Here is a 26,907-nt window from a genome sequence, read left to right on the forward strand (position 1 = left end):
CAGCTTCGGGACGCAGTCGGTGCGTGGCTCACACTATGTCGAGCGCATCATGACGGTCGTCGGCAGTTGCAAGCTGCAAGGTCGCAATCCGCTTACCTTCCTCACACAGGCCATTCAAGCACATTGGGGAGATGGCGTTGCTCCTTCCTTAATCCAAGACAGCTTCGCCGCAGGGTGAACGGTTACAAAAAAAGAAACCTCAGTCAGCGATGAAATACTGGAAGCAGCTAAGAATGTACTCATCCCACTGACTGTTCCGGAAATCCGCAAACTGCTCTGGCAGCTGGTATGGCGGATGCCACCACCGGTGACGTTCATTATTGCTTGGTCCTTCTGGCGCCGACGACATCAGGCCATTGCTATGCTCTGCCAATATCGCCGACGCGCTAAGGATAAACTCCAACTGTAGTATTAACATCCCGACTAATTTGCATATGGTTCTATTGCCTTGGCGTCCTGATCTCCTTCAGTACTTGCTCCGTATGCTCGCCGACTTTCGGAATCGGCCGCCCAGCGGCGGCCGGTGAGTTTGAAAAGCGCGGCGCCGGATGTGCCTGCAGCAGCCCGTCCTCCACGCTGTAAATGCCGCGCGCGGCGATGTGCGGATGACGAGCCGCCTCCGACGGCGCCAGCACCGGCGCAAAGCAGGCGTCGCTGCCTTCGAGCAGCGCACACCATGCATCGCGCGGCCGAGTCGCAAACAGTGCCGCCAGTTGCTGTTTCTGCTCGGGCCATTGCGATACCTTGTTTTGATTCGCAAAACGCGGATCGTCTTCCAGGCCGAGCTTTTCCAGCAACAGTCGATAGAATTTCGGTTCCAGGGCGCCTACCGTGATGTCGCGCCCGTCGGCACAGCGGTAGCTGGTATACCAGTGTGGGCCGTCCAGCAGTGACGTGCCGCGCTTCTCGCTGCCCAGGCCGCCGCCGATCAAGTCCAGCATCAGGTTCATCAGGTGCGCCGAGCCATCGACGATTGCGGCATCGACCACCTGCCCTTGCCCGCCGCTGCGCGCATTCAGGATGCCGGCCAAGACGCCGACGGCAAGATAGAGCGCGCCACCGCCCAGGTCGCCAACCAGTGTCGGCGGCGCGACAGGCGGCTGGCCGGCTTCACTCGCGTACCAGAGCGCACCCGACAGCGCGATGTAGTTGGCGTCGTGGCCGGCCGTCTGCGCCAGCGGCCCGTCCTGGCCCCAGCCGGTCATGCGGCCGTACACCAGGCGCGGGTTGTGCGCCATGCATACGTCGGGCCCGAGGCCCAGGCGCTCCATCACGCCCGGGCGCATGCCTTCGATCAGCGCGTCGGCGCCCTCGATCAAGCGCAGCACGGTGTCGATTGACGCCGGCGATTTCAGGTCGAGCGCGACCGAGCGCTTGCCGCGCCGCGTGATTGCCGCCGGCAGGTCGCCGCCGCCCGGCCGTTCGATGACGATGACGTCGGCGCCGAGGTCGGCCAGCAGCATGCCGCAGAACGGACCGGGGCCGATACCGGCGATCTCAATGATTTTTACGCCTTTGAGTACGCTCATAGGAATGGTTTCGCTTTTCGGATAAGGCGCCTCCTCCTTAGGGAGGAGGGGGTGTCGTTACTTGTAAAACGTCTCGTCTTTCTCTGCCATCGTTTTCAGTAAAGCGGGGGGCGCGAAACGCTCGCCGTACTGTTTCGCCAGACGTTCGCACTGTTCGACGAACTGCGTGACGCCAACGGTATGCACCCATGAGAGTGGCCCGCCTCGGAACACCGGGAAGCCCCAGGCGAGGATAGCGCCGACGTCGGCATCGCGCGCCGTGGTGAGCACACCCTCTTCCATGCAGTGTACGGTCTCTACCGCCTGCACTGTGACCAGGCGCTCGATCAACTGCTGCACCTCGGGCTGCGCCTTCGCTGGCGGAAACAATTCGCCTAGTCCAGGCCAGAGGTGCTTCTTGCCGCCCTGCGGATAATCATAGTAACCCGTTCCGGCCTTCTTGCCGATGCGGCCGAGTTCCACCATCTGCGCCGCCACTTCGTGGCCAGGGCGCGGCTGGTAGGCGGCGCCGAGGTCGGCACGGGTCTGCTGGTCGATCTTGCAGATCAGCTCGCTCGACACTTCGTCGGTCAGCGCGAGAGGGCCGACCGGCATGCCGGCCATGAGACCGGCGTTTTCAATCAGGGCCGGCGCGACACCTTCCTTGAGCATCGTGAGGCCTTCCAGCACGTAGGTCGAGAACACGCGGCTGGTGTAAAAGCCACGCGAGTCGTTCACTACGATAGGCGTCATGCCGAGTGCCTTGACCAGGTCGAGCGAGCGCGCCAGCGTGTCCTGGCTAGTCTGCTTGCCGACGATAATTTCGACCAGCGGCATCTTGTCGACCGGCGAGAAGAAATGCAGGCCGATGAAATTTGCCGGACGTCCGCTCGCTTCGGCCAGGCCTGTGATCGGTAACGTCGAGGTGTTGGACGCGAAGATCGCGTCGGCGGCGATCACCGCTTCGCTCTTGTTCGTCACGTCGGCCTTGATTGCGCGATCTTCGAACACGGCTTCGATCACGATCTCGGCGCCTTGCAGCAGCGCGTAGTCGGTAGTCGGCACGATGCGGTCGAGCAGGGCCTGCGCCTTGCCTTGCGTAAGCTGGCCGCGTTCAACCTGTTTGGCGAGCAGCGCCTGCGAATACGCCTTGCCCTTTTCGGCCGCTTCCTGCGTCATGTCGATCAGCACCACCTGCAGGCCTGCCTTGGCCGCGACGTAGGCCACGCCCGCGCCCATCATGCCGGCGCCAAGCACCCCGATCTTGTTGTAGCGCTGCACCGGCACGCCGGCCGGGCGCCCCGCCAGTTTGTTCGCCTCGCCCATGCTGAAGAACAGTGTGCGGATCATGTTCTTCGCTTCCGGCCTCATCACCGTTTCCACGAAATAGCGCGCTTCGGTCTGCAAGCCGGTGTCGATGTCGGTGATCAGGCCTTCATACACGCAGGACAGGATGTTGAGCGGTGCCGGATAGTTGCCGAAGGTCTTGGCACGCAGCATCGCGTTGCCGGCCATGAAAACTTGCTGCACCGCCGGCGACGAAACCGCGCCGCCGGGAATCTTGTAGCCCTTGATGTCCCACGGCTGCAGCTTTTTCTCCTGTTGCGCTAGCAGCCATTCGCGCGCTGCCTGCACTTCGCTTCCAGCCGCGACTACCGCGTCGATGATACCGAGCTTCAACGCATCAGCCACCTTCAGGCGTTTTCCTTCCAGCAACAGCGGCAGCGCTTTCTGGATGCCGATCAGGCGCGGCAGGCGTTGTGTGCCGCCGCCTCCCGGCAAGAGACCGAGCGTGACTTCGGGCAGACCAAAGCGCGCTTTCGGATTGTCAGCGGCGACGCGGTAATGGCCGGTCAGTGCCACTTCGAGGCCGCCGCCCAAAGTCGTGCCAGGCAGTGCCATCGCGACCGGCTTGCCGCAGGTTTCAAGCTGACGCAGCGCGCGGTTCAGGCGCATTACGCGGTTGAACAGTTCGCCGGCTTCATCGGCCGACAGCAGCCATTCGAGATCGCCTCCGGCGATAAAGTCGGGTTTGCCGGAAGTCATCAGGATACCCTTGACTGCGGCGTCGGCCACCGCGCGCCCGAGCGCGGCGAACAGTGCGTCGCAGCTTTCGCCGTTCAATACGTTCTGGCTGCGGCCAGACATGTTCCAGGTCAGCGTGGCGATGCCTTGTTGGTCGAGCGTGAAGTCGATCATGTCTAACCTTTCAAATACGTTCGATGATGGTGGCGGTGCCCATGCCGGCGCCTACGCACAAGGTGGCCAGGCCGGTGGAGACGTTGCGCCTTTCCATTTCGTCGAGCAGGATGCCGAGGATCATCGCACCGGTTGCGCCGAGCGGATGGCCCATCGCGATCGCGCCGCCGTTGACGTTGATCCTGTCGTGCGAGACGGACAGCGCCTCCATGAAGCGCAGCACTACCGCCGCGAAGGCTTCGTTCAGTTCCCACAGGTCGATATCAGCGACCGACATGCCGGCGCGCTTCATGGCCTTTTCGGCGGCGTAGCTGGGACCGGTCAGCATGATCGACGGTTCCGAACCGATCGACGCGAACGAGCGGATGCGCGCACGCGGCTTGAGACCTGTACGTTCAGCGACGGCACGGTTTCCGATCAGGACAGCAGCGGCGCCGTCGACGATGCCCGAGCTGTTGCCGGCGTGGTGCACATGTTGCACCTGCTCAATCTGCGGATAACGCTGCTTGATTACGGCGTCGAAACCGAACTGCTCGCCCATATCGGCGAACGAAGCTTTCAACTGGCCGAGCGACTCGATGGTGGTCTCCGGGCGTATCAGTTCGTCGCGGTCGAGGATGGTCAGGCCGTTGCGGTCGGCCACCGGCACCACGGTCTTCGCGAAGTGGCCGGCGTCCCACGCGCGCTGCGCGCGCTGCTGGCTTTCGACCGCATACGCATCGACGTCGCGGCGACTGTAGCCCCAGATGGTCGCGATGGCATCGGCCGACACCCCTTGCGGCACGAAATAGCGCCTGAATGCGCTCTGTGGATCGACCGGCCAGGCGCCGCCGGACGAGCCCATCGGCACGCGCGACATCGCTTCGACGCCGCCACCGACCACCAAGTCGGACTGGCCCGACATCACTTGTGCGGCCGCCATGTTGCAGGCTTCCAGGCCGGAAGCGCAGAAGCGGTTGATCTGGACACCGGCCACGCTCTCGGCGTAGTCGGCGGCCAGCGCTGCGATACGGCCGATGCACGCGCCTTGCTCGCCGACCGGCTCGACGCAACCGAGCACGACATCGTCGATCAATCCGGTGTCGAGGTGGTTACGCGTGCCGAGCGCCCGCAATGCGGTTTCGGCCAGCCGCAGGGGCGTTACGCCATGCAGCGCCCCGTCTTTCTTGCCCTTGCCGCGCGGGGTGCGGACGGCATCGTAGATATAGGCTTCCATTTGCTCTCCTAATTGACTTCCCTCCCCAGCAAGCGGGAGAACGTGATTACAGATTGCGGCTGATGAGTTCCTTCATGATTTCATTGGTGCCGCCATAGATGCGCTGCACGCGTGAATCGGCCCAGGCGCGGGTGATCGGGTATTCCCACATGAAGCCGTAGCCGCCATGCAGTTGCACACAGCGATCGAGCGTGCGGAATTGCATCTCGGTGGTCCAATACTTGGCCATCGACGCGGTCGCCGCGTCGAGCTTGCCTTCCATCAGCAGTTGCAGGCATCGATCGACGAATACGCGCCCCAGTTCCAGGTCGGTGCGGATTTCCGCGAGCGCGTGGGCGACGGTCTGGAATTCGCCGATTGGGCGCTTGAACGCCTTGCGGTCGCGTGTGTACGCGAGCGTCCATTCGAGGCCGGCTTCGACGCTGGCGATCGAGGTGACCGAAATCTGCAGACGCTCCCACGGCAGTTCCTGCATCAGGTATTTGAAACCGTGCCCTTCTTCGCCGAGCAGGTTGGCCGCAGGTACACGCACGTTGTCGAAGAACAGTTCGGACGTATCCTGCGCCTTCAAGCCGGCTTTTTTCAGGCGCTTGCCCTTGGAGAAGCCCGGCATCGAGGTGTCGACCACGAACAGGCTGATGCCTTTCGAACCGGCTTCGGGATCCGTCTTGGCGACCACGATTACGAGGTCGGCGTGCCAGCCATTGGTGATGAAGGTCTTGGAGCCGTTCAGGAGATAGTGGCCGCCATCGCGCACGGCGGTTGTCTTGACGCCTTGCAAATCGGAGCCGGCGCCCGGTTCGGTCATCGCGATTGCACCGATCATCTCGCCGGTGGCCATTTTCGGCAGATAGGTCGATTTCAGATATTCGCTGCCGTAATGCTCGATGTAGGGGGCGACGATTTCCGAGTGCAGGCCGAAACCGAGGCCGGTACAGCCGATGCGTGCCTGCTCTTCCATCAGCACCACGCTGTACAGCTTGTCACCGCCGGCGCCACCGTACTGCTCCGGCATGCTGGCGCACAGGAAGCCGGCTGCGCCGGCCTTGAGCCAGACCTTGCGGTCGACATAACCCTGCTCTTCCCAGCGTTCGTTATGTGGTGCAACCTCGGTTTCCATGAACCGGCGCGCGGCCTCGCGCAGCATCTCATGTTCTTCGGCAAATAGCGTGCGGGGAATCATGCAATGTCTCCTGTCGTGTTATCGAGAAAAGGGCGCTGCAGCAGGAGCGCATCCAGCCATGTACTTCATGGATATCCGCAACCATTGCAAACTAGAAACGCCATTCTCGATTATTTATTGCGGAATCTGCCTACGTCGCGCGCCGCTTCACTCCCCTTTCTGCGGGGTTTTGGGCGACTTCAAATCATTGAAGCAACGGGCATTCTCTCCTGTCGGCTCTGAAAATGTGATAGCGTAAGCTGCCATTGTTATTGCGAAAAATGCCATGCCAGCCAAATCAAGTGCGATGACGGTCCCAATGCGCAGCGCTCGCCGTCTGATCGATGCGGTAACGGCGCGGGGAATAGCGCCCGACGAACTCTTGAGCCGAGCCGCGATCGACCGCAGCCTGCTTGACAGTCCAAGAGTCCGTCTGAGCCTTAAACAGTTTTCCAAGCTCTACGCCGGTATCGTCGGCGCACTGGAGGACGAGCATCTCGGCCTTCATGGCGAACCGACGCGGCCAGGGGCGCTAGAGACGCTCTGCCGTATCGGTGCTACCACGTCGACCTTTGCCGACTGCGTGCAGGTCATCGCCAAGGGATGCAATACAGTGCTTCGCGACTTCAAAGTGGATTGTGTCGCTGGGGGCGGGGAGCTGCAAATCACGTTCCGGGAGCGCCGGAGAGATCTTGAAAAAAGCCTACTCGCTTATGAAATATCCCTGCTGACGATCTACGCAATCCTGTCCTGGCTCGTCGGACAGCGGTTGCCCCTCGTCCTCGCCGACTTTCCCTGCCCGGCTCCCCGCCATCGGCCCGAAATGCGGGCCTTGCTGGCGGGGCCGATACGATTCAATCAGCCACACGCCGCCTTGCGGTTCCCGGAGCGAGTCAACAGTCTCCATATCATCCGCAACGCCGAAGAAATACCCAGGTACATTCGGCGGACGCCCGGCAGCCTTATCGAGACCTTGCTGGTGGGTGACTCTCTTGCCTCTGAAGTCAGGCGCGTGCTTCAGCAAGCCTTGCCCTCGCTCTTGTCACTGCCGCAGGTCGCCGAACGTCTCGCCGTGTCGCCGCGCACCTTGCATCGCAAGCTCGAAGCCGCAGGGGCAGGCTTTCAGCGCATCAAGGATGATTTGCGTCGCGATATGGCGCTTCGTTTTCTGATCCGTGGGGGAACTCCGCTCAAGCAAATAGCGACCCATCTCGGCTTTTCGGATCAATCGACGTTTCAGCGGGCGTTTGCACAATGGACCGGCCTTTCACCGGGCGAATATCGCAAGCGCGCTCAACCGCAAAGGGCAGAAAAAGGCACTGTCACGTTAATGATGGACGCTGGTAAAGTTGGTTGAAGAAGATACCCACTGCCCTTTACCATCGCCGCCGGGTTCCTGGTACTGTCATCAGTTGTGCTGTGCGCCGGTATTTCCGTTTCCAGCTCAGCCTGCGGGACATCGAAGAGCTACTTCTGGAGCGTGGCGAGGTGGTCAGCTATAAGACGATCTGCCGGTGGTGTGACAAGTTCGGCAAGCAGTTCGTCCAGCGCGTCAAGCAGGCGCGGCCGGTGCCCGGTACGACCTGGCATCTGGACGAAGTCTTCGTCAATGTCGTTGGTGAACCTTACCTGCTGTGGCACGCTGTCGATCAGCATGGTGCCGAGCTCGACATCCTGCTACAAAAACGCCGTGACACTGCGGCTGCCAGCGCTTCTTCCAGCGGCTGCTGGCTCAGTATCTGAATGGGCCGCGCAAGATTATCACCGACCAGTTGCGCAACTATCCAGCCGCGAAAGCCGAAATACCGGACCTCGCCAACGTCAAGCATGTATTTGTGAAAGCAGCGGCACGAGTCAACGACCGGGCCGGCATAGCCATCAGCCGACGCGGGAACGAGAGTGGCGTATGAAGGGCTTCGGCTCACTTGGGCGTACCCAGCAATTCTTGTCCAGCTTCGGACCGATCCGGCAGCATTTTGCGATCAGGCGTGAGCATCTGGGCGCCGCGCAACATCGCACTCAGCTGACCAGACGCTTCGCTGCCTGGAACCACATCACCGGAGCCACCCAAAATCCGCCCACCGCAGGATGAGCACCGGTCGACCAGCCCTCACTCCGGTTCCGCGACGTTACTCATGAGTCAGAAATATAGGCGACACTTGGGTGCTTGAAGAACGAGCGTACAAGCGACGGCCTGTTTGCAATATCGGTGAGCTGGGCAGTCACGCGCTGTTCGAGTCTTTCCCCAGCTTGCAGGGCCCGGCGTGCGACACCGGTGCGCTTGGCATGGCTCCATACCAGTTCGTCCGGATTCAGGTCCGACGCGTAGCCCGGCAAATAATGCAGTGTCAGTTTGCCTTTCTTGCTCGCGACATAGTCTTTGACGGCAGCCGTCTTATGCGCTGGCAGCGAATCGAGAATCAGATGCAGTGGCTTTTTGCGCCGATGCATCAACCTCTCGAGCAAGGCCACAAACGACTCTCCCGTCAAGCCGCCTTCATAGGTGGTAAACCAGAATGCGCCCCAGGTCGTGCCTTGCACCGCATCGGCACGAAAGCCGGATTCATCCCAGAAGTAGATGTCGGCCCGTTCTGCCTTTGCGCGCCGCGCAATGGCCGGATAGGTGTCGCGCTGCCAGCGTTCGATTGCCTCGGGATCGCGTTGGTAGGCACGCTGCAGCAGCTTTTGCGGGGTCAGGTTCAGCCACGCGAGCAGCGCCCCAATCGATGCCAGGCTCAGCCTGTGGCCAAATCCCGCTGCACCAGGTCCCGCACAATCTGCCGTGTCCACAGGCCGAAGTCCAAGCCGTACTGCAACGGATTGTTGCCATTGATCCAGCGGAAAACTCGTCGCTCCTGACGCACAGTCAGGGTACGTGGTCGGCCCGTTGCCTTGCGCGCCTGCAGCCGACGCATCCCCGCTCCCCGGCCGTTGGCCTGCTTGAGCCATTTATGAATCGTGGTGCGATTCATGCCATAGCTGACAATCACCGCGCTCACACTTTCGCCTTCGCGCACCCGCTGTACCGCTATCAGCCGTATCGCTTCCTGCGCCTTGCGATCCAGTTTGCGTCCATCTTTCTTCATGCAAAATCTGACAACACCTGAAACTTTAGATTCCCCTACATGTCGACTTATTTACTGATCAATGAGTAAGTTGACAGTGTCGCTTGTCGTCCAGGTCATTCCTGGAATCGTGACGCGCGTTCCACTTCGCCAGGCAACTGTGAATGACATTTTCCAGTTCGCTCTTCGTCATGTGCTTCACTTCTTTCACTACTCCCATTGCTAGGAATCTCGTCGTTCCCAGCTTTATCTTTTGGTTTAGATAGGGCTCGAAAACGCAACGCTGTCAGTCCATTCCGGGCATGCCGGATGAGCGAAAACGCACGCACGGATATGTCGGCGGAAAGAGAGGCGGCGGTTCTTGATCTATGCCGCGGCGCCTTGCCATCAGTTGTCGGTCCGGGCTTCCTGCTGAAAATCGGCGCCGCCTGCGCCGTCGTCATCGATGAAGGCGCGCGGGTAGAGCTCGGCCCAGGCGGCCAGGATGTCGTCTCGCGGCACGTCCGCGAACACGCCGCGCCCGCGGACATACTCCATGTGTCGGCGACCGGAGGCGTCCAGCGGGTGGAAGATTGAGTCGTTGCGGCCGTCGAATTCCAGTGGCAGGATGCCCACCTTCTGGCACAGCGTCAGGTTGAATGCCGGCGTCGCCTTGACCCAGCGGCCGTCCAGATAGAGATCGGTATAGCCATGGAATGCGAACACATCGGTCTTCATCGCTTCCTTCAGGCGCGCGCTGGTCATATGGTTACGCACGTCGGCAAACCCCAGGCGCGCCGGTATGCCAGCCGCGCGGGCCACCGCCGCCAGCAGCGCAGCCTTGGTGATGCAGAAGCCGCGTCCGGACTCCAGACACCGGCTCGCCTTGAAACCGGCTTCCGAATGATCGATGCGGTAGGGGTCATACAGAAAACCGTCGCGCACCGCGTAATACAGGGCGATCGCCTGACCGGACTGCGAGTCATGCCCCGTTCCGTGTTGTCGAGCAAAATCGATAATTGCAGGATGGTTGCTGTCGACGAATCGGCCTGGCTGCAGGTATTCGGCCTCGACAGGCTGCGATTGAGGCTGCTTATTCATGGTGTTCCTTCTCAAGAATTCGGTTCCGACAGACATTTCGGCGTGACATACAGCGGAAAGCCATTGTAGGGACGGGAGCGGTCATGCGGCACGAGTTTCCAGGCCGGGCGCGCATTGGGCGCGCCACCGTCCACGCGCAGGCAGGAGCCGGTAATGAACGCCGCCGCTTCAGACAACAGGAAAACAATTGCCGCGGAAGTTTCCGATTCGGTGCCAAAGCGATGCAGCGGAACCTTGTCCCGGTAGGAATGCAGCTCGGCCTGCATTTCCGGGCTATAGTGTCAAAGCCGCTGCTGGCGATGAAGCCGGGCGCCACCGCGTTGATCCGCACGCCGGAATGCGCCCATTCGCAGGCCGCCGTTTCGGTGAACGGCAGCATGCCGGCGCGGGCCGCGCCGCTATGTCCTATGGTTGGCATGCCGCCCCAGATGTCGGCAATGATATTGACGATTGCCCCGCCGTGCGCCTCCATCCACTGGTTATAGCATTCGCGCGCGAACAGGAAGCCACCGGTCAGATTGTTGCGTACCACTGCCTCCCATCCATTAAAGGAGATATTCTTCAATGGCGCCGGAAACTGCCCGCCGGCGTTATTCACCAAACCGTGGATGGCGCCATGCGCATCGAGGATCGCCCGGACGCTTGCCTTCACGGCCGCCTCGTCGCGGATATCGCAGGCATGGATGCTGCATTGGCCTCCAGCGTCGGCGACTTCGGCCTGCACGCTTGCGAGCTTGCCGGGATTCCTGCCGATGATGGCCACCGTTGCGCCAAGGCTAACCAGTTCGTGGGCGGTGCAGCGCCCGATCCCGCTGCCGCCGCCGGTCACGATGATGGTCTGGTTTCGGAACAGGTGCGGGCGGAACACCGATCGGCAACTCATTTTGATCTCCTTGCTGCCTGTGTGCCGCTCATCTGCGCAGGATTCTTGCGCGTGGCCCATCGTGGCCTGCTGCCCGAGCAACGCTTTTACCAGTCGCCGACTTCCATCCTCTCTTCAATCCCATTTTCTGACATCCTCGATCACTTTGTCGCTCTGGCGAAAGATAGCCTCCTCCACCACCTCGACGTTGCCGCGCAGCTTGGTGACGCCGCGCACCGACTCTTCCAGCGTGGACAGGTCGGCGGGTACGGCTGCGCCGGCCTTTGGCAGCACCAGCACGCGCATGCGATCGCTTTCTCCTTCGCGCTCAACCCGGATCCGCACCGATGCGACCCAGTCGTGGGCCTGCGCGATCTGCTGCGCGAACGCGGGATAGACGAACATGCCGCGCACCTTCACTGTCTGATTGGTCCGGCCCAGCACACCCATGAGGCGAATGCCGGGCCGCCCGCAGGCACAGCGTGCGGATTCGATGCGCGACAGATCGCCGGTGGCAAAGCGCACCAGCGGATAGAATTCGCGAGCCAGCGTGGCTACCACCTCGCCGATCTCGGCGTTTCCGAGTGGGATCCCGCTGTCCGGCTCGCAGATCTGGACAATGAGGTCATCGTCGACATGCCAGCCATCGTGCGATTCGCATTCGTAGCCGACGATGCCCAGGTCGGCGGTGCCGTAGACGGTGAACAGTTCGATGCCGAAATCCTGCTCGAAGCGGCGGCGTGCGGAGACCGATATCGGCTCGGCGCCGACGATCGCCCGGGTCAGCCTGAACTCCTTCTTCCAGTCAAGACCTTGCGCAATGGCGGCATCGATCAGCATGTTCAGGAAACTCGGCAACCCGACAAAGGCAGTCACCCCCAGCCGCCGCATGATGTCGAGCTGGATGGGGATTTGTCCCGGGCCGGACGGCACGACGACCGCCCCAGCTGCGATCGCGCTGTCTTCGAACATCCTGGCCGCCGGCGTCATATGATAGGAAAACGTGTTGAGCAGAATGTCGCCCGCTCCAATCCGCGCAGCCCGCACCGCTTGGTCCGCACGCCAGTGCCGGCCCTGTCGGGCTTCGAAATCGAAGATGCCCGCCGGCGAATAGAAAACGCGGGATGCGCTGGCCAGACCGCCGAAGGGCAAGGCCCGCGCGAGCGCGCCCTCCTGGCGCTGCAATAACGGCAGATCTTCTTTTTTCAAGATCGGTATGCGCGCCAGATCGTCCAAAGCATTGATATCGGCGGGTTGTATTCCTGCCCGCTGCATCCGCTTTGCCACTTCGCTGTCGGCGGGTAGCCTCTCCAGGAGGCGTCGTACCTGGGCAATCAGGTCAGTCATCCTATTCTCCCTGGGCCATGATTACGGCCAGCACTGCGCTGCGTTCGACCATGTCCCCGGGCTTGCAACGCAACTCGCTCACCACGCCGTCGTACGGCGCGGTGACCCGTAACTCCATTTTCATCGACTCGAGTACGAGCACGACCTGCCCCTGCGTCACCCGGTCGCCCGGCTCTGCCTTGACCGCCACCACCCTGCCCATCATCGGTGCGGCCAATTGGCCGGTCGATTGCGCATCGGCAGCGACGCCTTCCAGATAAGGCGCATGCTCGAAGGAGCCGGTACCCAGCGGGCTGGAAAGCTCGACCCGGTGTTGATTCCAGACCATGGTCAGTTCCAGGCTGCGTCCCTCGCACTGGAGCAGATAACGGTTGGTGCCGGTTTCACGCAACGTCGCCCGCAGTCGGTGCTCAGCGCCTGTTTTACCCGTATAAGCAACCAGCAGCGAACCATCCGCGTCCAGCCGCGAGTAACGCATCGGCCATTTTCCGTTCGGGTTCTGCAGGACGATGGCCGGCATTGCCGTTGCCGTATGCTCGCCGGCCGACAGCCGCCATCCAGTGAAGCCGCCCCATTGCGACCAGCATCCCAGACGGGCCTGCGCACGGCTGCGCATCAGGCACAGCAAGGCTGCCGCGCACAGGTGTTCGGGCGGCGGTTCCTGCCTTGCCGGCGCGCTGCCTTCACCGCTCCAGCGTTCGTCGATCAGACGCGTATGGAAAGTACTGTCGCGCGTTTCATCCAGGCACAGCAACTGCTGAAGCAAACTGAGATTCGTGGTCAGGCCCACTACAGTCGTCTCCCGCAACCCACAGAGCAGTGCCGCGATAGCTTGTTCACGGTCGTCTGCGCGCGCGATCAGCTTGGCGATCATCGAGTCGTAGTAGGGCGAAATCTCGTCACCGCTCTCGACACCGCTTTCCACCCGGATCGGCGTGCCGGGGAAACTGGCCAGCGTGATGCGCCCGGTGGCCGGGAGGAACCCGGCATCGGGATCTTCGGCACAAAGTCGCGCCTCCATCGCATGGCCTTGCAATCGCACATCCCGTTGATCCAGCGGCAAGCGCCCTTCGTCGGCAATGCGCAGCTGCAATTCGACCAGGTCCAGGCCTGTCACTTCTTCCGTCACCGGATGTTCGACTTGCAGGCGTGGATTGACCTCCAGGAAGAAATACTGGTCGCCTGATACGATGAACTCCACGGTGCCCAGCCCACGGTAATGCAGCCCGGCAGCCAGCCGGACTGCATCGTCGAGCAGGGCCTGGCGCAACCCGGCCGGCAAGCCTGCCGACGGTGCCTCTTCGATGACCTTCTGGTGGCGCCGCTGCAGCGAGCATTCGCGTTCGAACAGGTGAATGGCCTGCCCATGGCCATCGCCGGCAATCTGCACTTCAATGTGCCGCACCTTTGGCAGGTAGCGTTCGACGATCAGCTCGCCGTTTCCAAACGCCTTCTCTGCCTCTCGCATGGCGCTTTCGGTGCGCGCCTCGAGATCATCGAGCGAATCCAACACCGCCATGCCGCGCCCGCCGCCCCCGGCCACTGCCTTGAGCAGTACCGGCAGTGTCATCTCCCGCACCAGATGGCTGACGGCTTTTGGATCGCGCAACCCGCCTTCGCTGCCTGGCACGACCGGCACCCCCAAGCGGGCAGCTTCGCGCTTGGCACTGGCTTTGCCCCCCAGGCGCTCGATGGTTTCGGCCGACGGACCGATGAAGATCAGGCCGGCCTCTTCCAGTGCGCGGGCGAAATCTGGGTTTTCGGAGACGAAGCCGTAGCCAGGATGGACTGCGTCGGCGCCCACGCGTCTGGCGGCATCGATGATTGCCGTGATATTCAGATAGCTGTCGGCCGGCGCAGGTCCGCCAAGCTCGATTGATTCGCCAACCTCACGTACATGACGTGCCCAGCGGTCGGCGCTGGAATGTACCGTGGCAATACGGATACCGAGGCGGCGACAGGTGCGCGCGATACGGCAGGCAATCTCGCCGCGGTTGGCAATGAGGACTTTCTGGATCCGTTGCATGATCAGACCCTGAAGACGCCAAAGTTGGTCGGTTTGGCCGGCACCCGCGCGGCGAGATCGAGCATCAGGCCCATCACGTCGCGGGTTTCCACCGGATCGAGAATGCCGTCTACCCAAAGGTTCGACGAAAAATTGTAGGCGACCTGGAAAGCCTCGTACTCGCGGCGGATCGGCGCCTTGAAGGCCTCCTCCTCTTCCGCACTCCAGGCCTTGCCCTCGCTGCTGAGGATCTGTCCGCGAACCAGCGCCAGGACGGTCGCCGCCTGCTCCGGCCCCATGATGGCCGCGCGCCCGGTGGGCCAGGCAAACATGGCAGTCGGATTGAACGGGCGACCGCACATGGCCAGATAACCCGCACCGTAGGACGCGCCGATCATGATGGTATATTTCGGCACGTTGGCCGACGCCATGGCCGTGATCATCTTGGCACCTGCCTTGGCAATGCCACCCTGTTCTGCCGTGCGCCCGACCATGAAGCCGGTGACATCGCTCATGAAAACGAGCGGAATATCGCGCTGGCAGCACAGTTCGATGAAGTGCGTGGCCTTCATCGCGCTTTCGGAAAACAGCACGCCCTGGTTGGCGAGAATGCCGACTTCGTAGCCATGGATGCGAGCAAACCCGGTCAGCAAGGTATCGCCATACAGCGGTTTGAACTCCTGAAAGCGGCTGTCGTCCACGAAACGGGTGAGGATTTCACGGGTATTGGTTGGTATCCTGGGATCGCGGCTGATGATGCCGTAGATTTCCTGCGGATCGTGGCGCGGCGGCAGCGATTCGCCCTGCGTCCAGCGGGGCGACGACTGTTCGCCAAGGTCAAGCACGATTTCCCGCGCGATCGCTAGCGCATGCCGGTCGTCCTCGGCAATATGATCGGTCACGCCCGAGACCGAGCAGTGCATCTGCGCGCCGCCCAGGGATTCGTTATCCACCTCCTCGCCGGTGGCCGCGAACGTCAATTCCGGGCCACCCAGGTACATGTAGCCCTGGCCCCGCACGATCACCACTTCGTCGCACAGCGAGGGAATGTAAGCGCCCCCGGCCGTGCAAGGCCCCATCACGACCGCGATCTGCGGAATCCCTTCGGCGGACATCCGAACCAGGTTGTTGAAGATGGTGCCGAACTGCCCGGTGTCGGGAAAGATATTGGCCTGATCCGGCAGGAACGCTCCACCGCTGTCGACCAGCGTGATCGACGGCAGGCGGTGTTCCCATGCGATGCGCTGGGCCCGGACATGCTTCTTGCAGGTCATCCCGTAGTAGGTGCCTCCTTTGACGGTGGCATCGTTGGCAATGATCATGCACGGCCGTCCAGAGACTAGGCCGATGCCGGTGATGATGCTGGCACCGGGCGGGACACCTTCATATTTATCTTCACCAGCCAGCTGCGCCACCTCCAGGAAAGGCGAGCCTGGGTCGAGCAGCGCGTCGATACGGTCGCGCGGCAACAGCTTGTCACGCGCGACGTGACGGGCCCGCGCCTTGGGCGGACCGCCTTCACGGGCGCGTCTACGACGGGCATGGAGGTCGGCAACCACCTGGTCATATGCCTGGCGGTTTAGCAGGAATTCCTCGTCGGCAGTGGAGATGCGCGTGTCAAGAATCGTCATCTGGGACAGGTCCCTTCAGTCATGTCGGATTTGATTTGGTCAATCTGAGCGGTTGGATAGTTCAGGCTTTGGATTGGCCGGGGCAGTATGTTGTGGTGTGCTCGGCACCCCAGCCGCCGAACTCTGGCTTGCGCCGCTGCTCGAACGCGGCCAGTCCTTCGCCGACGTCGTCGCCCAGCAGTGCGGCGGTCGCCTGCGTTTCTTCGAGCTTCAATGCAGTGTCTAGAGGCTGTTCCAGCCCGGCGCGGGCCAGCCGTTTCATCGCCGCCAAGCCATTGCAGCTGCGCTCGGCCATTGCGGCGCAATAGTCGAAAGCCTGTTGACGCAGCGCGTCGTCCTCACATACGGCATTGACGAGACCCCACTGCAAGGCGGTCTGGGCGTCGATCCAGCGGGCGCTCAGGAACAAGTCCATGCTCCGCCGCAGGCCGATTGCGCGTGGCAGACGCTGGCTGCCGCCCCATCCTGGCACCAGGCCGAACTGGGCATGTTGATCGCCAAAGCGCGCACTCGATGCGGCAAAGACGACGTCGCAAGCCAACATCAGCTCCAGCCCCCCGGCCAGGCACATGCCCTGGACCGCTGCCACGACAGGCAGCGGACTGGCCTCCAGGCGGCGCAGGACGGCATGCCCTTGCCGGATGAAGCTGGACATGGCGTCCGGATCGGCGCGCAGGCGCTTGACTTCGTCAAGATCGGCCCCAGTGCAGAAATGCTTGCCGTTCGCGCGCACCAGCACGGCGCGCACGCCCGAGTCGCGATGCTCGAAGGCTGACAGGGCAGCATCGATCGCTGCATGCGCGGCGGTCGACAGGCAATTGAATTTTTCGGGCCGGGCCAGTTCCAAAATGCCTACCCTGCCGTGCGTCGATACGACCACCGGTCCGCTGCTCGGGTCCACGTTCATTTGCCACCCTCCTGCTTTAGATATTGCACCGCGACCCGCCCAAGGCGTTCCCGCGCGATGATTAGTTTCATAATCTGTGCCGTGCCGTCGCCGATTTCCAGGCCCATCACATCGCGCATCCTCTGCTGATGCGGTAGGTCCTTCGACCAGCCGTAGTGACCAAACGTAAGCAGGCATTGATGGATGACGTCGAACGCGGTTTTCGGCGCCATCCACTTGACCATGGCCGCTTCGGCGGTATGCGGCAATCCGGCGTCACGCAGCGCCAGCGCGTGGTAGCACAGCTGGCGTGCGGCGGCGATGACGGTCTCGCCTTCGGCAATCGGAAAGGTCACGCCCTGGTATTGCGCCAGCGGCACTCCAAAAGTATGGCGCTCCTTGACGTATTCCCAAGTCTCGTCGATGGATGCCTGGGCGGCGGCGATGCATTGCAGGGCGATCAGCACGCGGCTGTAATCGAAGCCTTGCATCACCTGGGTGAATCCCTTGCCTTCTTCGCCGAGCCGGTAGGCCGCGGGAATGCGCACGTCATCAAAGAACAGCGACCCGCGGCCCACGATCTTGCTGCCCAGGTCATCGAAGCGGGTGCACGTCACGCCGGGCAGATCCATCGGGACCATGAAGGCGCTCACGCCGCGCGCTCCGTCTTCGGGTTTTCCGGTCCGCGCAAACAGCACGACAGCGTCGGCCTGGTCGGCGCAGCTGATGGAGGTTTTTTCACCGTTAAGGATGTAATTGTCGCCGTCTCGTCGGGCGCGCAGCGCAAGGTTGGCGGCGTCCGAGCCGCCGCGCGGTTCGGACAGGCCGAGGCCGACGAGAACCTCGCCGCTTACCATCCGGGGTACCCACTGGCCTGCGAGTTCGGCGCTGGCATTGCGCGCCAGGATGGTTCCCATCAGGGAGGCAAGCAGCTGGACATAGCTGACATTGAAATCACCATAGGCGATCTCTTCCATGATGATGCCGGTAGTGACGCCATCCGCGCCCATGCCGCCGAATCGTTCGGGCAGATCGGTCCCGATCAGGCCCAATGAACCCATTTGCCGCATCAGGTCGCGGTCGATTTGCTCGGACTGCTCGCGTTTCTGATAGTCCGGTCGCAGACGCTCCCTGGCGAACCGCCGCGCAACATCGCGCAGCGCCTGTTGGTCTTCGCTCAAAATCATCCGGCTGCCTCCTGTCATCGTTGGGCCGCGTGCGGCGATGCCTCGGACGGCAATGCCGATGTCATTGCCCGGTCCAATGCCCTGAACGCCCTTGCGGGCGAGGTAAGCCGGCGTCCCGGCGTTGCAAGTGTAGCGCAGTTCGCATAGACTATCAAACAAACGTTAGTTTCATAGAAGCCGTCACTCACCTTTTATTGGCCGGGATCAACTTATGGACGCACAGGGAAGCGGGTTTCGTTCAGAACACCAGGCGTACCGGACGTTGTTGTCACCGCTGGCGGTGGGTCGCCACACGCTCCCCAACCGGGTCATCATGGGGTCGATGCATACCCGGCTCGAACACATGGATCGTCCTCTCGAGCGACAGGCGGCGTTCTATGCCGCACGGGCACGCGGGGGCGTTGGCCTGATGGTGACCGGCGGCTTTGCGCCTAACCATGACGGACTGATGGAGGAAGGCGGCCCCATCCTCGTAGATCTGGCGGCGGCAGAGGCCCTGCGCCCGATTCCGCAGGCAGTGCATGCCGAGGGCTCAAAGATCCTGTTGCAGATATTGCATGCGGGCCGCTACGGAAAACACCGCTCGCCGGTGGGCGCATCAGCAATACCTTCCCCGATCAATCCGCGCCTGCCCCGGCCGCTGACCGCTGCTGAAGTGGAAAGCACCATAGAGGACTATGTACACTGCGCCGAACTGGCGGCACACGCCGGCTTCGACGGCGTGGAGATCATGGGTTCGGAGGGCTACCTGATCAACCAGTTCACGGTGGAGCGCACCAATAACCGGGACGACGGATGGGGTGGCAGCGTCGAGAAACGGCACCGTTTCGCGGTCGAGATCGTTCGCCGTACCCGCGAGCGGCTGGGTTCAGACTTTCTCCTGATGTACCGCATCTCGGCTGTGGACCTGGTCGAGGGCGGAGCCGATGGCAACGAGATCCTCCAGTTGGCGCGTGCCGTGGAGGCGGCCGGCGCGGACATCCTCAATACTGGGATCGGATGGCATGAGGCTCGCATTCCGACGATCGCCTATATGGTCCCGCGCTCGACATGGCGTTATGCCCCGGCTCGCCTGAAGGATGTGGTAAGCATCCCGGTGGTGGCATCCAACCGCATCAACACGCCCGAGGTTGCCGAAGAAATTCTCGCCAGCGGCCAGGCCGACCTGATCTCGATGGCGCGCCCTTTCCTGGCCGATCCGCTTTTCATACGCAAGGCCGCTGAAGGCCGCGCCGACCAGATCAATACCTGCATCGCCTGCAACCAGGCATGCCTGGACTACATCTTCCGGGAGCGGCCTGCGACCTGCCTGGTCAACCCGCGCGCGGGACGGGAACTCGATTTTGATGCATTTCCCCCGCCTGCCGCCAGACTACGTTTGGCGGTGGTCGGCGCCGGCGCGGCGGGACTGGCCTGCGCGGTTGCCGCCGCCGAACGCAGGCATGCCGTGACGCTGTTTGAAGCGGCTCCCGAAATCGGCGGTCAGATGAATTACGCACGCCAGATTCCCGGCAAACAAGAGTTCAATGAAATGCTGCGGTACTTTTCGCGCCAGCTCGCCCTGCACAAGGTCGATGTGCGCTGTGGTCAGCATCCGACCGCAGCGCAGCTCGCCAGCGAAGGCTATGACCAGATCGTGATGGCGACCGGCGTGCGACCGCGCCGCCCCGACATCCCAGGGATCGGACATCCCAAGGTGGTGTTTTACCCCGACTTGCTTTCCGGCCGCGTGCAGGCTGGCAAGCGCGTTGCCATCATCGGTGCGGGCGGCATTGGGTTCGATGTGGCCGAATATCTCACTCAAGGCGGTCCGGCACACCCGGACATGGCGAGTTTCCGGCAAAAATGGGGCGTGGATGAATCCATCTCGTCCAAGGGCGGACTCAAGCCGGCCGAACTGGAGCAGCCAGCCCGTCAAGTTACGCTTTTGCAGCGAAAGCCGGAAAAGCCCGGCCGCACGCTCGGCCTGACGACCGGCTGGGCGCTCAAGTCATCGCTCGCGCAGAGCCACGTTGAGATGCTGTCTGGATGTGAATACCTGCAGATCGACGACGCAGGGCTGCACCTCACCGTCAACGGCAAGCCCAGGCTGCTGGAGGTTGACAACATCATTATTTGCGCAGGGCAGGAATCCGAACGCGGCCTGGCGGATGAACTCAGTGCGCTGGGTATCAAATTGAGCATTATCGGCGGCGCTGAACTGGCGGCTGAACTGGATGCCCTGCGCGCCATCGATCAGGGAACCCGTCTTGCCATGACCTTCTAGCACAAAGCGATGGCCCATTGCCTGCCAGCACCCATGCACACCGGGGCACGCGCTTTCGCGCATCACCGCCCATTAGGCCGGTTTGCCGATGTTGGCAGGCAATGGCCGCATTATCCATCCAAGACACTGGTCCGTCACACCACTCCGTTTCGCAACACTTACCCACTTTTTACGAGGAGACACCATGAATTATTCAGACTTCCAGTTTCTGCTGTTTGACCACAAGCCCAATGGCGTGCTGCTGATCACCATCAATCGGCCGGATGTGTTCAATGCAACCAATGCACGCTTGCATTGGGAGCTGACCAAGATCTGGGATGTGGTCAACGATGACGAGAAAACCAAGGTCGCGATCATCACCGGCGCGGGGGACAAGGCATTCTCGGCTGGAGGCGATCTGGACTGGATCACATCCATGGTAGGCAACCCGAAGATGATCCAGGGCGTGATGAAGGAAGCCTCCGACATCGTCTACAAGATGCTCGACTGCGACAAGCCGATCATTTCGGCAATCAATGGTGTTGCGGTGGGCGCCGGACTCGCTGTGGCGATGCTCGCTGATATCAGCATCATGTCCGAAAGCGCGCGCATCACCGACGGCCACGTCAAGCTCGGTGTGGGCGCGGGCGACCATGCCGCCATCTTGTGGCCGCTGCTATGCGGGATGGCCAAGGCCAAGTATTACCTGCTGACGGCCGACTTCATCGACGGCAAGGAGGCCGAGCGCATTGGACTAGTCAGCTTGTGCACACCCCAAGACAAGCTGATGGAGAAAGCGATGGAGGTCGCCAACAAGCTGGCCAGCGGAAGCCAGATGGCCATTCGCGTCACCAAGAAGTCGCTCAACAACTGGGCTCGCCTCGCAGGTCCTACCTTCGATAATTCGCTGGCGCTGGAAATGCTGTGCTTCCTTAACGAGGATGCGCCCGAAGGCGTGAAAGCGGTGCGCGAAAAGCGTTCGCCGAAGTTCCCTTCGGCTCAATGACGCAGTGACGCTATCACCCGCTCTGCCCTGTGCCTCAACGGACGCAGGGCAAGGCCGGCCACGCGCAGGCGACGCGACTGCGCGCCATTTCAATCTGACTCCGCACATTCACGCATACGGACGAAACATGGACTTCACTCTCACGCAAGAACAACGCATGATCTACGAGTACGGGGACCGTGTCTCGCGTACGTTCGATCGCCGGTACTGGATGCAATATGCCGACAGGCACGAACCTCCCAAGGAACTGTATGCGCAGATTGCCAGCGACGGCTTCCTCGGCCTGATGGTGCCCGAAGAGTACGGCGGTGCCGGACAGGGTATGACCGAAATGACGCTATTCATGGAAGGCCTGGCCAATAACGGCATCCCCCTGCTCAACCTGGTGGTCGGTCCGACCATGACGATGGGGTTGATCGCCAAGCACGGTTCGGAAGCACTCAAGCGCAGATTCCTACCCGATGGCTGTTCCGGCAAGCTCAAATTCTGCTTTGCCATTACCGAGCCGAACGCCGGGTCCAATACGATGATGATCACGACGATCGCCAGGCCGGACGGCAACGGCTATCGTCTCAACGGGCAGAAGGTGTTCATCACCGACGCCGGGGATGCCGATTATGCACTGGTCGTCTCGCGCACCACACCCGCCCAGGAAGTGAGCAGAAAAAGCGAAGGCTTCACGCTGTTCATGGTCGATATGAAACATAAAGGGGTGCAGAAAACCCTGATCCCGGTCAGCTTCTCGGTTCCGGAGACACAGTGGCAGCTGTTCTTCGACGATGTGCCGCTGTCGGCCGACGATGTAGTCGGGCAAGTAGGATCCGGGTTCGAGATCCTGTTCGACACACTCAATCCGGAACGGATCATCCTTGCCGGCCTGTGTACCGGGCTGGGCCGCTATGCGCTCAATCGTGCAGTGGAATATGCCTCCGAGCGGAAGGTGTTCAACAATACGCCGATCGGGGCCTACCAGGGTGTGTCGCATCCGCTGGCCGTGGCCAAGACCGAAATCGAATTGGCATCGCTCATGACGCTCAAGGCCGCATGGGCCTTCGACAAGGGTCTACCGGCCGGCGAGTACGCCAACATGGCGAAATATTTTGCCGCCGAGGCCGGCATACGGGCCGTCGACAGCGCGATCCAGGCCTTCGGCGGCAACGGCTTCACCAAGGAATACGGCATCTTCGATCTTTACCCCCTGGTCCGCCTGCTGCGTACCGCACCGCTCAACCGGGAAATGGTGCTGAATTACATTGCCGAAAAAGTTATGGGTTTGCCGCGTTCGTATTAACGGACTGCAGCTCTCTTGCATTCCGTATCGGACTGAAGGCCGGTTTGGCCGACAGAAGGCCTGCTGCCGAGTTCACGACGCAAGCAGCCGGCCGGACATGCCGTGTGCTCTGCGAGACAAGGCGGGCCGGCACCCGCGTCGGTTTTCCGATGCTGGGCCGTCCGTGCTGACTCTGCGGCGGGCGAACGGCGATCGCGTTGCTTAGCAATGGCTTTTTGTCCATGCGCCGCGCAGCATGCTATCTGCCCCGGCGCTTTTTTGCTATGCTTATGCAGACGAAAGATATACCTTCCAAACGATAGTTAGAAACCAACATGTCGCCCGAGAACACCACTGCCTTGATAAATCCGACGCCGGGCACCCAGACACCCGTCCAGAGTGGCGATCAGACGCGGGACCAAATTTTGCATGCGGCCGCTAGCCTGTTCCGCAACCAGGGGTATGCCGCGACGACGCTGCGGCAGATCGCGGATGCTGCAGGTATTAAAGCGGGCAGCATCTACTACCATTTCTCGTCCAAGGACGAGATTCTTGGCGTGGTGCTTGATGCCGGGATCGACGTGGTGATGAAGACGGTCCGGGAGAAGATCGAAGCCCTGCCACCCACCGCTACCTATCGCGAAAAGATCGCCACTGGCATCGAAGGACATCTGTACGGCCTGCTGCACCATGGCGACTTCACTTCCGCCAATATCCGGGTCTACGGCCAAATTCCTCACGCTGCCAAGAACAAGCACCGCATCATCCGCCGGGCTTATGCCGATTATTGGGACAAGTTGTTCGCCGAGGCGTTGACCAGCGGCGAGCTACGCTCCGATACCAGCGTGGCCGTGGTCCGACTGTTCGTCATTGGCGCGCTGAACTGGACCGTCGAGTGGTATAACCCACAGCGGGGATCTTTTAAGGCGTTTGCCCAGCAGATCACCGGCATCGTCTTCGACGGCATTCTCAACCAAGACAATCGCTGACGTCTAGGTGGCCATCCCGGCCGACTTTTCTGCCATCGCGCGGACTCTCTGCAGGCTTACCTGCTGCGTCGGGGGCTCTGCGCTCGCCGCCCACCTTGCCTCATCAGGCCAACACGGCCATCCCGGCTAAGGTCTTGATCGGCGCGGCCCGGTCCGCGCCAATTCTGAACTCCCTAGTGGCATGACTGGCCTGGCACTAATGCCAAGTGCATTGTCGTTTCACCGGCGCAAGATAGTACAGATCCACGGCCGCAAAAAACCCATGGCGATCGAAGTCCCGCTCTTCCAGACACGCTCATTGTTTAACCGCGGACATGAAGGAAAAAGTGCCTTCCTAACTAATGTTAGACTTTGTCAACAAGGTGATGTTAAACTTTGAACACGCAGGTTTATTGCTAACAAGGTTACCAGCGACGCGCATCACTTAGTTCGCCGGCAGTGCATTGTGAAAGGCGCTTTTTGTGAACGACATCGTCAGTATCACGAAGCATGGAAGCGTTCCCGTGAACACGCTCCAAAACGCAGTCGCATCCATTTTGGAATGTCGTGGACTGGAACGGCGATTCGGCGGCCTGGTTGCGTTGACCGGTGTCGATCTGCATATCGCCCAAGGCGAAATCTTCGGCCTCGTCGGTCCTAATGGCAGCGGTAAAACTACCCTGACCAATGCCATCACCGGATTCTTTCCACCCCAGAAAGGAAAGATCCTGCTTCAGGGACGCGATATCACCGGCCTGGCGCCACATAAGGTCGCTGCGCTGGGGGTTGCCCGCACGTTCCAGAACCTGGCGCTCTTTAACGGCATGAGCGTGCTCGACAACATCCTGCTCGGACGCCATATCCACATGAAGCCCGGCGTGGCCAAGACATGCCTATACTGGTGGCTAGGCCGCAAGGAAGAAATCACCCACCGGGTGAAGGCTGAGGAGATCATCGACTTTATGCAGCTGCAAACCGTGCGCGATGAACTCGTGGACAGCATCCCGATCGGGCTGAAGAAACGCGTCGAGCTTGCGCGCGCCCTGGTGTCCGAGCCAAACTTTCTCATTCTCGATGAACCGATGGCCGGGATGAATCAGGAAGAAAAGGAGTACATGGCGCGCTTTATCCTGGATGCGCGCGACGAGCGCAATGTGACCGTGCTGCTGATCGAGCACCACATGGATGTCATCACCGGCATATGCGATCGCATGATGGTCCTGAGCTATGGCGAGACGATCGGAACCGGGATTCCGCATGAGGTCATTAAGGATGAGCGAGTGATTAAGGCTTATCTTGGAGGAACGCATGCAGCGCGATGAGATAAGCATGTTCCAGTCGGAAAATGCCAGCGGAGGCTCTGCCTCGGCCTGGAATCTCGACCCCGATACCACCCTCGTCCGCATCCTCGACCTCAATGCCCGGCAGCTGGGCAAGCGGATCGCGATGCGGGAGAAATACCTGGGAATCTGGCAGGAGACCACCTGGTCCGAAGTGCTCGACACCGTCATCAAATGCGCAGCGGGCATGGAGCAACTGGGCTTTGCTCCCGGAGATGCTGTTCTGGTGTTGGGAGACAACCGGACGAGACTCTACATGGGTATGGTCTCCGCAGGAGTGTTGTGCGGCTACGCGATGCCGGTCTATCCGGATGCGACCCTCGATGAGATCCGTAATTTCCTCGAGGAAGCGAAGATCCGCTTCGTCCTGGCCGAGGACCAAGAGCAGGTCGACAAGATTCTCAATCTGCAGGATCCGAACTCGCCCTTCAAGAGCATCATCTATGATGACCCGCGCGGCCTAGCGTCCTACCCGGATGCCGAACTGATCTCGTGGGACAAGATGCAGGCCATCGGACACGAGCGGCTGCGCGCCGAGCCGGGCCTGCGGCAGGCCCTGATCGAACGGGCCTCGCCAGACGGGCCCGCCGTGTTCGTGCATTCTTCTGGAACCACCGGCAAGCCCAAGGGCGTGGTGCTCAGCCACAGGAACCTGCTTTCCGGTGTGCGCAACGCCTATCGCGGCGGCGCATTCAAGTTCGGGGAAGAAATTCTCGCCTATCTGCCCATGGCATGGGTAGGAGATTTTGCCATCACGGTAGGCGCCGGCATTGCCCTGCACTTTACGATCAACATCCCTGAACGCCAGGAGACGGTATTGCGCGACATGCGCGAATCCGCGCCGACCTTCTACCTTGCCGCGCCGCGCAGCTGGGATAACATCCTGACGGCCATCCAGGTGCGCATGGAGGATTCGACGCCGCTCAAGTCATGGATCTATCGCCTGTTCATGGATGCCGCTCTTGCCGCTGAGCGCCGCAAGCTTGAAGGTGGCCAGCCGACCTTTAAGGAACGCCTGATGCGGCCGTTCGGCGAAGTCCTGGTATTCGGACCCATCAAGGACCAGTTCGGCCTGACTCGGCTGCGCAATGCATTTACCGGCGGCGAAGCGATCGGCGAGGATACGTTCATCTTCTACCGCGCCATCGGCGTCAAATTGCGCCAGTTCTACGGCCAGACGGAGAGCAGCGCATTCAATGCGTTGCAAGAGCCGGAAGAAGTGCGCCTGCACACCGTTGGCAAGCCGCTACCGGGCGTCGAAGTGAGAATTTCCGACCGTGGAGAGATCTTGCTGCGCTCAGGCAGCATCTTCTCCGGTTACTTCGAACTCGAAGACGCCACGCGCGAAACCCTTGAAGACGGGTGGCTGCATACGGGTGACGCCGGCTATGTGGAGCCGGACGGCCATCTGGTCGTGCTCGGGCGGCTGTCGGACGTCGTGCACACCGCCAAGGGTGAACGCTATATTCCGAATTACATCGAGAACCGCCTCAAGTTCAGCCCGTACATCAAAGATGTGGCCGTGCTCGGCAGTGGACGGGCATTTCTGGCGGCCATCCTGTGCATTGACATGGAAGCGGTCGGACACTGGGCCGAAGTACGAGGCATTTCCTACATGTCGTATGCAGATCTGTCGCAGAAAACCGAAGTATCCGAACTGCTTGCGCAGGCGGTCAAGCGCGTCAACAAGGCGCTGCCGGATGGACTGAAGATTCGTCATTTCGTCTCGCTGCACAAGGAATTCGACCCCGATGACGGTGAGGTCACGCGCACGCGCAAGCTGCGCCGCAACGTGGTGGAACAACGCTACGCGCCGATCATCAATGCAATCTACGGCGGCCAAGATGCGGTTCTCATGAAAGCGCAGATCACTTACGAGTCCGGTGAAGTCGGCACCATCGAGCGCCGGCTCCTGATACGGGAGGTTTGA

The 26,907-nt window shown here is 61.3% G+C and carries 17 protein-coding genes and 3 pseudogenes; 8 read left to right on the forward strand and 12 right to left on the reverse strand.

Annotated features, from left to right (window positions below; translation table 11 throughout):
- Positions 1–440: 440 nt before the first annotated feature.
- From IGW03_RS29540 to IGW03_RS29555, 4 genes are read right to left on the reverse strand one after another with little or no spacing between them, the layout of a single operon-like run.
- The gene (locus tag IGW03_RS29540; protein ID WP_151638191.1) at positions 441–1,529 is read right to left on the reverse strand and encodes a CaiB/BaiF CoA transferase family protein; all 1,089 of its coding nucleotides are present in this window, start codon (positions 1,527–1,529) and stop codon (positions 441–443) included.
- A gap of 57 nt (positions 1,530–1,586) precedes the next feature.
- On the reverse strand, positions 1,587–3,707 hold the full coding sequence (locus IGW03_RS29545) for a 3-hydroxyacyl-CoA dehydrogenase NAD-binding domain-containing protein (RefSeq protein WP_151638192.1): 2,121 nt from the start codon (positions 3,705–3,707) through the stop codon (positions 1,587–1,589).
- Positions 3,708–3,717: 10 nt separating this feature from the next.
- Complete coding sequence (locus IGW03_RS29550) at positions 3,718–4,923, reverse strand: acetyl-CoA C-acetyltransferase (protein ID WP_151638193.1); 1,206 nt, start codon at positions 4,921–4,923, stop codon at positions 3,718–3,720.
- A gap of 46 nt (positions 4,924–4,969) precedes the next feature.
- Positions 4,970–6,106 (reverse strand): acyl-CoA dehydrogenase family protein, encoded by a 1,137-nt coding sequence (locus tag IGW03_RS29555; RefSeq protein ID WP_151638194.1) that lies wholly within the window; start codon positions 6,104–6,106, stop codon positions 4,970–4,972.
- Positions 6,107–6,371: 265 nt separating this feature from the next.
- On the opposite strand from IGW03_RS29555, the gene IGW03_RS29560 reads away from it, so the two are divergent.
- Both IGW03_RS29560 and IGW03_RS29565 read left to right on the forward strand, forming a co-directional pair.
- Positions 6,372–7,442, forward strand: coding sequence for an AraC family transcriptional regulator (locus tag IGW03_RS29560; RefSeq protein ID WP_151638195.1), 1,071 nt, complete (start codon positions 6,372–6,374; stop codon positions 7,440–7,442).
- Positions 7,439–8,177 (forward strand): annotated as a pseudogene (locus tag IGW03_RS29565) (IS6 family transposase). Before IGW03_RS29560 ends, IGW03_RS29565 begins: the two are co-directional and overlap by 4 nt.
- 41 nt (positions 8,178–8,218) lie before the next feature.
- On the opposite strand, the pseudogene IGW03_RS29570 reads toward IGW03_RS29565, so the two are convergent.
- The 8 genes and pseudogenes from IGW03_RS29570 to IGW03_RS29605 form a co-directional block, all read right to left on the reverse strand.
- Positions 8,219–9,171, reverse strand: a pseudogene (locus IGW03_RS29570) (transposase).
- Positions 9,172–9,537: 366 nt separating this feature from the next.
- Positions 9,538–10,230 carry a transglutaminase domain-containing protein gene (locus IGW03_RS29575; RefSeq protein WP_151638197.1) on the reverse strand — a complete coding sequence of 231 codons (693 nt, stop codon included), beginning with the start codon at positions 10,228–10,230 and terminating at the stop codon, positions 9,538–9,540.
- An 11-nt stretch (positions 10,231–10,241) separates the two neighbouring features.
- Positions 10,242–11,113, reverse strand: a pseudogene (locus tag IGW03_RS29580) (SDR family oxidoreductase).
- 114 nt (positions 11,114–11,227) lie between these two features.
- Positions 11,228–12,439: a phenylacetate--CoA ligase family protein gene (locus IGW03_RS29585; protein WP_194726082.1), complete on the reverse strand. Its 1,212-nt coding sequence runs from the start codon at positions 12,437–12,439 to the stop codon at positions 11,228–11,230.
- 1 nt (position 12,440) lies between these two features.
- Positions 12,441–14,465 (reverse strand): acetyl/propionyl/methylcrotonyl-CoA carboxylase subunit alpha, encoded by a 2,025-nt coding sequence (locus IGW03_RS29590; RefSeq protein WP_151638199.1) that lies wholly within the window; start codon positions 14,463–14,465, stop codon positions 12,441–12,443.
- Between the two features lie 2 nt (positions 14,466–14,467).
- Positions 14,468–16,075 (reverse strand): carboxyl transferase domain-containing protein, encoded by a 1,608-nt coding sequence (locus tag IGW03_RS29595; protein ID WP_151638200.1) that lies wholly within the window; start codon positions 16,073–16,075, stop codon positions 14,468–14,470.
- Positions 16,076–16,136: 61 nt separating this feature from the next.
- The gene (locus IGW03_RS29600) at positions 16,137–16,982 is read right to left on the reverse strand and encodes an enoyl-CoA hydratase/isomerase family protein (protein WP_151638201.1); all 846 of its coding nucleotides are present in this window, start codon (positions 16,980–16,982) and stop codon (positions 16,137–16,139) included.
- Entirely contained in the window at positions 16,979–18,148 is a 1,170-nt protein-coding gene (locus tag IGW03_RS29605; RefSeq protein WP_151638229.1) for an acyl-CoA dehydrogenase family protein, read from the reverse strand. The genes IGW03_RS29600 and IGW03_RS29605 overlap by 4 nt, the downstream gene beginning before the upstream one ends.
- 211 nt (positions 18,149–18,359) lie before the next feature.
- Between IGW03_RS29605 and IGW03_RS29610 the strand changes: the two genes are divergently transcribed.
- From IGW03_RS29610 to IGW03_RS29635, 6 genes are all read left to right on the forward strand, one after another.
- Positions 18,360–20,414: an NADPH-dependent 2,4-dienoyl-CoA reductase gene (locus IGW03_RS29610; protein WP_194726083.1), complete on the forward strand. Its 2,055-nt coding sequence runs from the start codon at positions 18,360–18,362 to the stop codon at positions 20,412–20,414.
- Positions 20,415–20,598: 184 nt separating this feature from the next.
- Positions 20,599–21,399 (forward strand): enoyl-CoA hydratase/isomerase family protein, encoded by an 801-nt coding sequence (locus IGW03_RS29615; RefSeq protein WP_151638203.1) that lies wholly within the window; start codon positions 20,599–20,601, stop codon positions 21,397–21,399.
- Between the two features lie 127 nt (positions 21,400–21,526).
- Entirely contained in the window at positions 21,527–22,690 is a 1,164-nt protein-coding gene (locus IGW03_RS29620; protein WP_151638204.1) for an acyl-CoA dehydrogenase family protein, read from the forward strand.
- A gap of 314 nt (positions 22,691–23,004) precedes the next feature.
- Positions 23,005–23,658, forward strand: a complete 654-nt coding sequence (locus IGW03_RS29625) for a TetR/AcrR family transcriptional regulator (RefSeq protein ID WP_151638205.1) — start codon at positions 23,005–23,007, stop codon at positions 23,656–23,658.
- 461 nt (positions 23,659–24,119) lie between these two features.
- On the forward strand, positions 24,120–24,959 hold the full coding sequence (locus IGW03_RS29630) for an ABC transporter ATP-binding protein (RefSeq protein WP_225984830.1): 840 nt from the start codon (positions 24,120–24,122) through the stop codon (positions 24,957–24,959).
- A 7-nt stretch (positions 24,960–24,966) separates the two neighbouring features.
- Positions 24,967–26,907 (forward strand): AMP-dependent synthetase/ligase, encoded by a 1,941-nt coding sequence (locus IGW03_RS29635; protein WP_151638206.1) that lies wholly within the window; start codon positions 24,967–24,969, stop codon positions 26,905–26,907.

Source organism: Noviherbaspirillum malthae (assembly GCF_015352985.1).
Taxonomy (GTDB): Bacteria; Pseudomonadota; Gammaproteobacteria; order Burkholderiales; family Burkholderiaceae_D; genus Noviherbaspirillum; species Noviherbaspirillum malthae.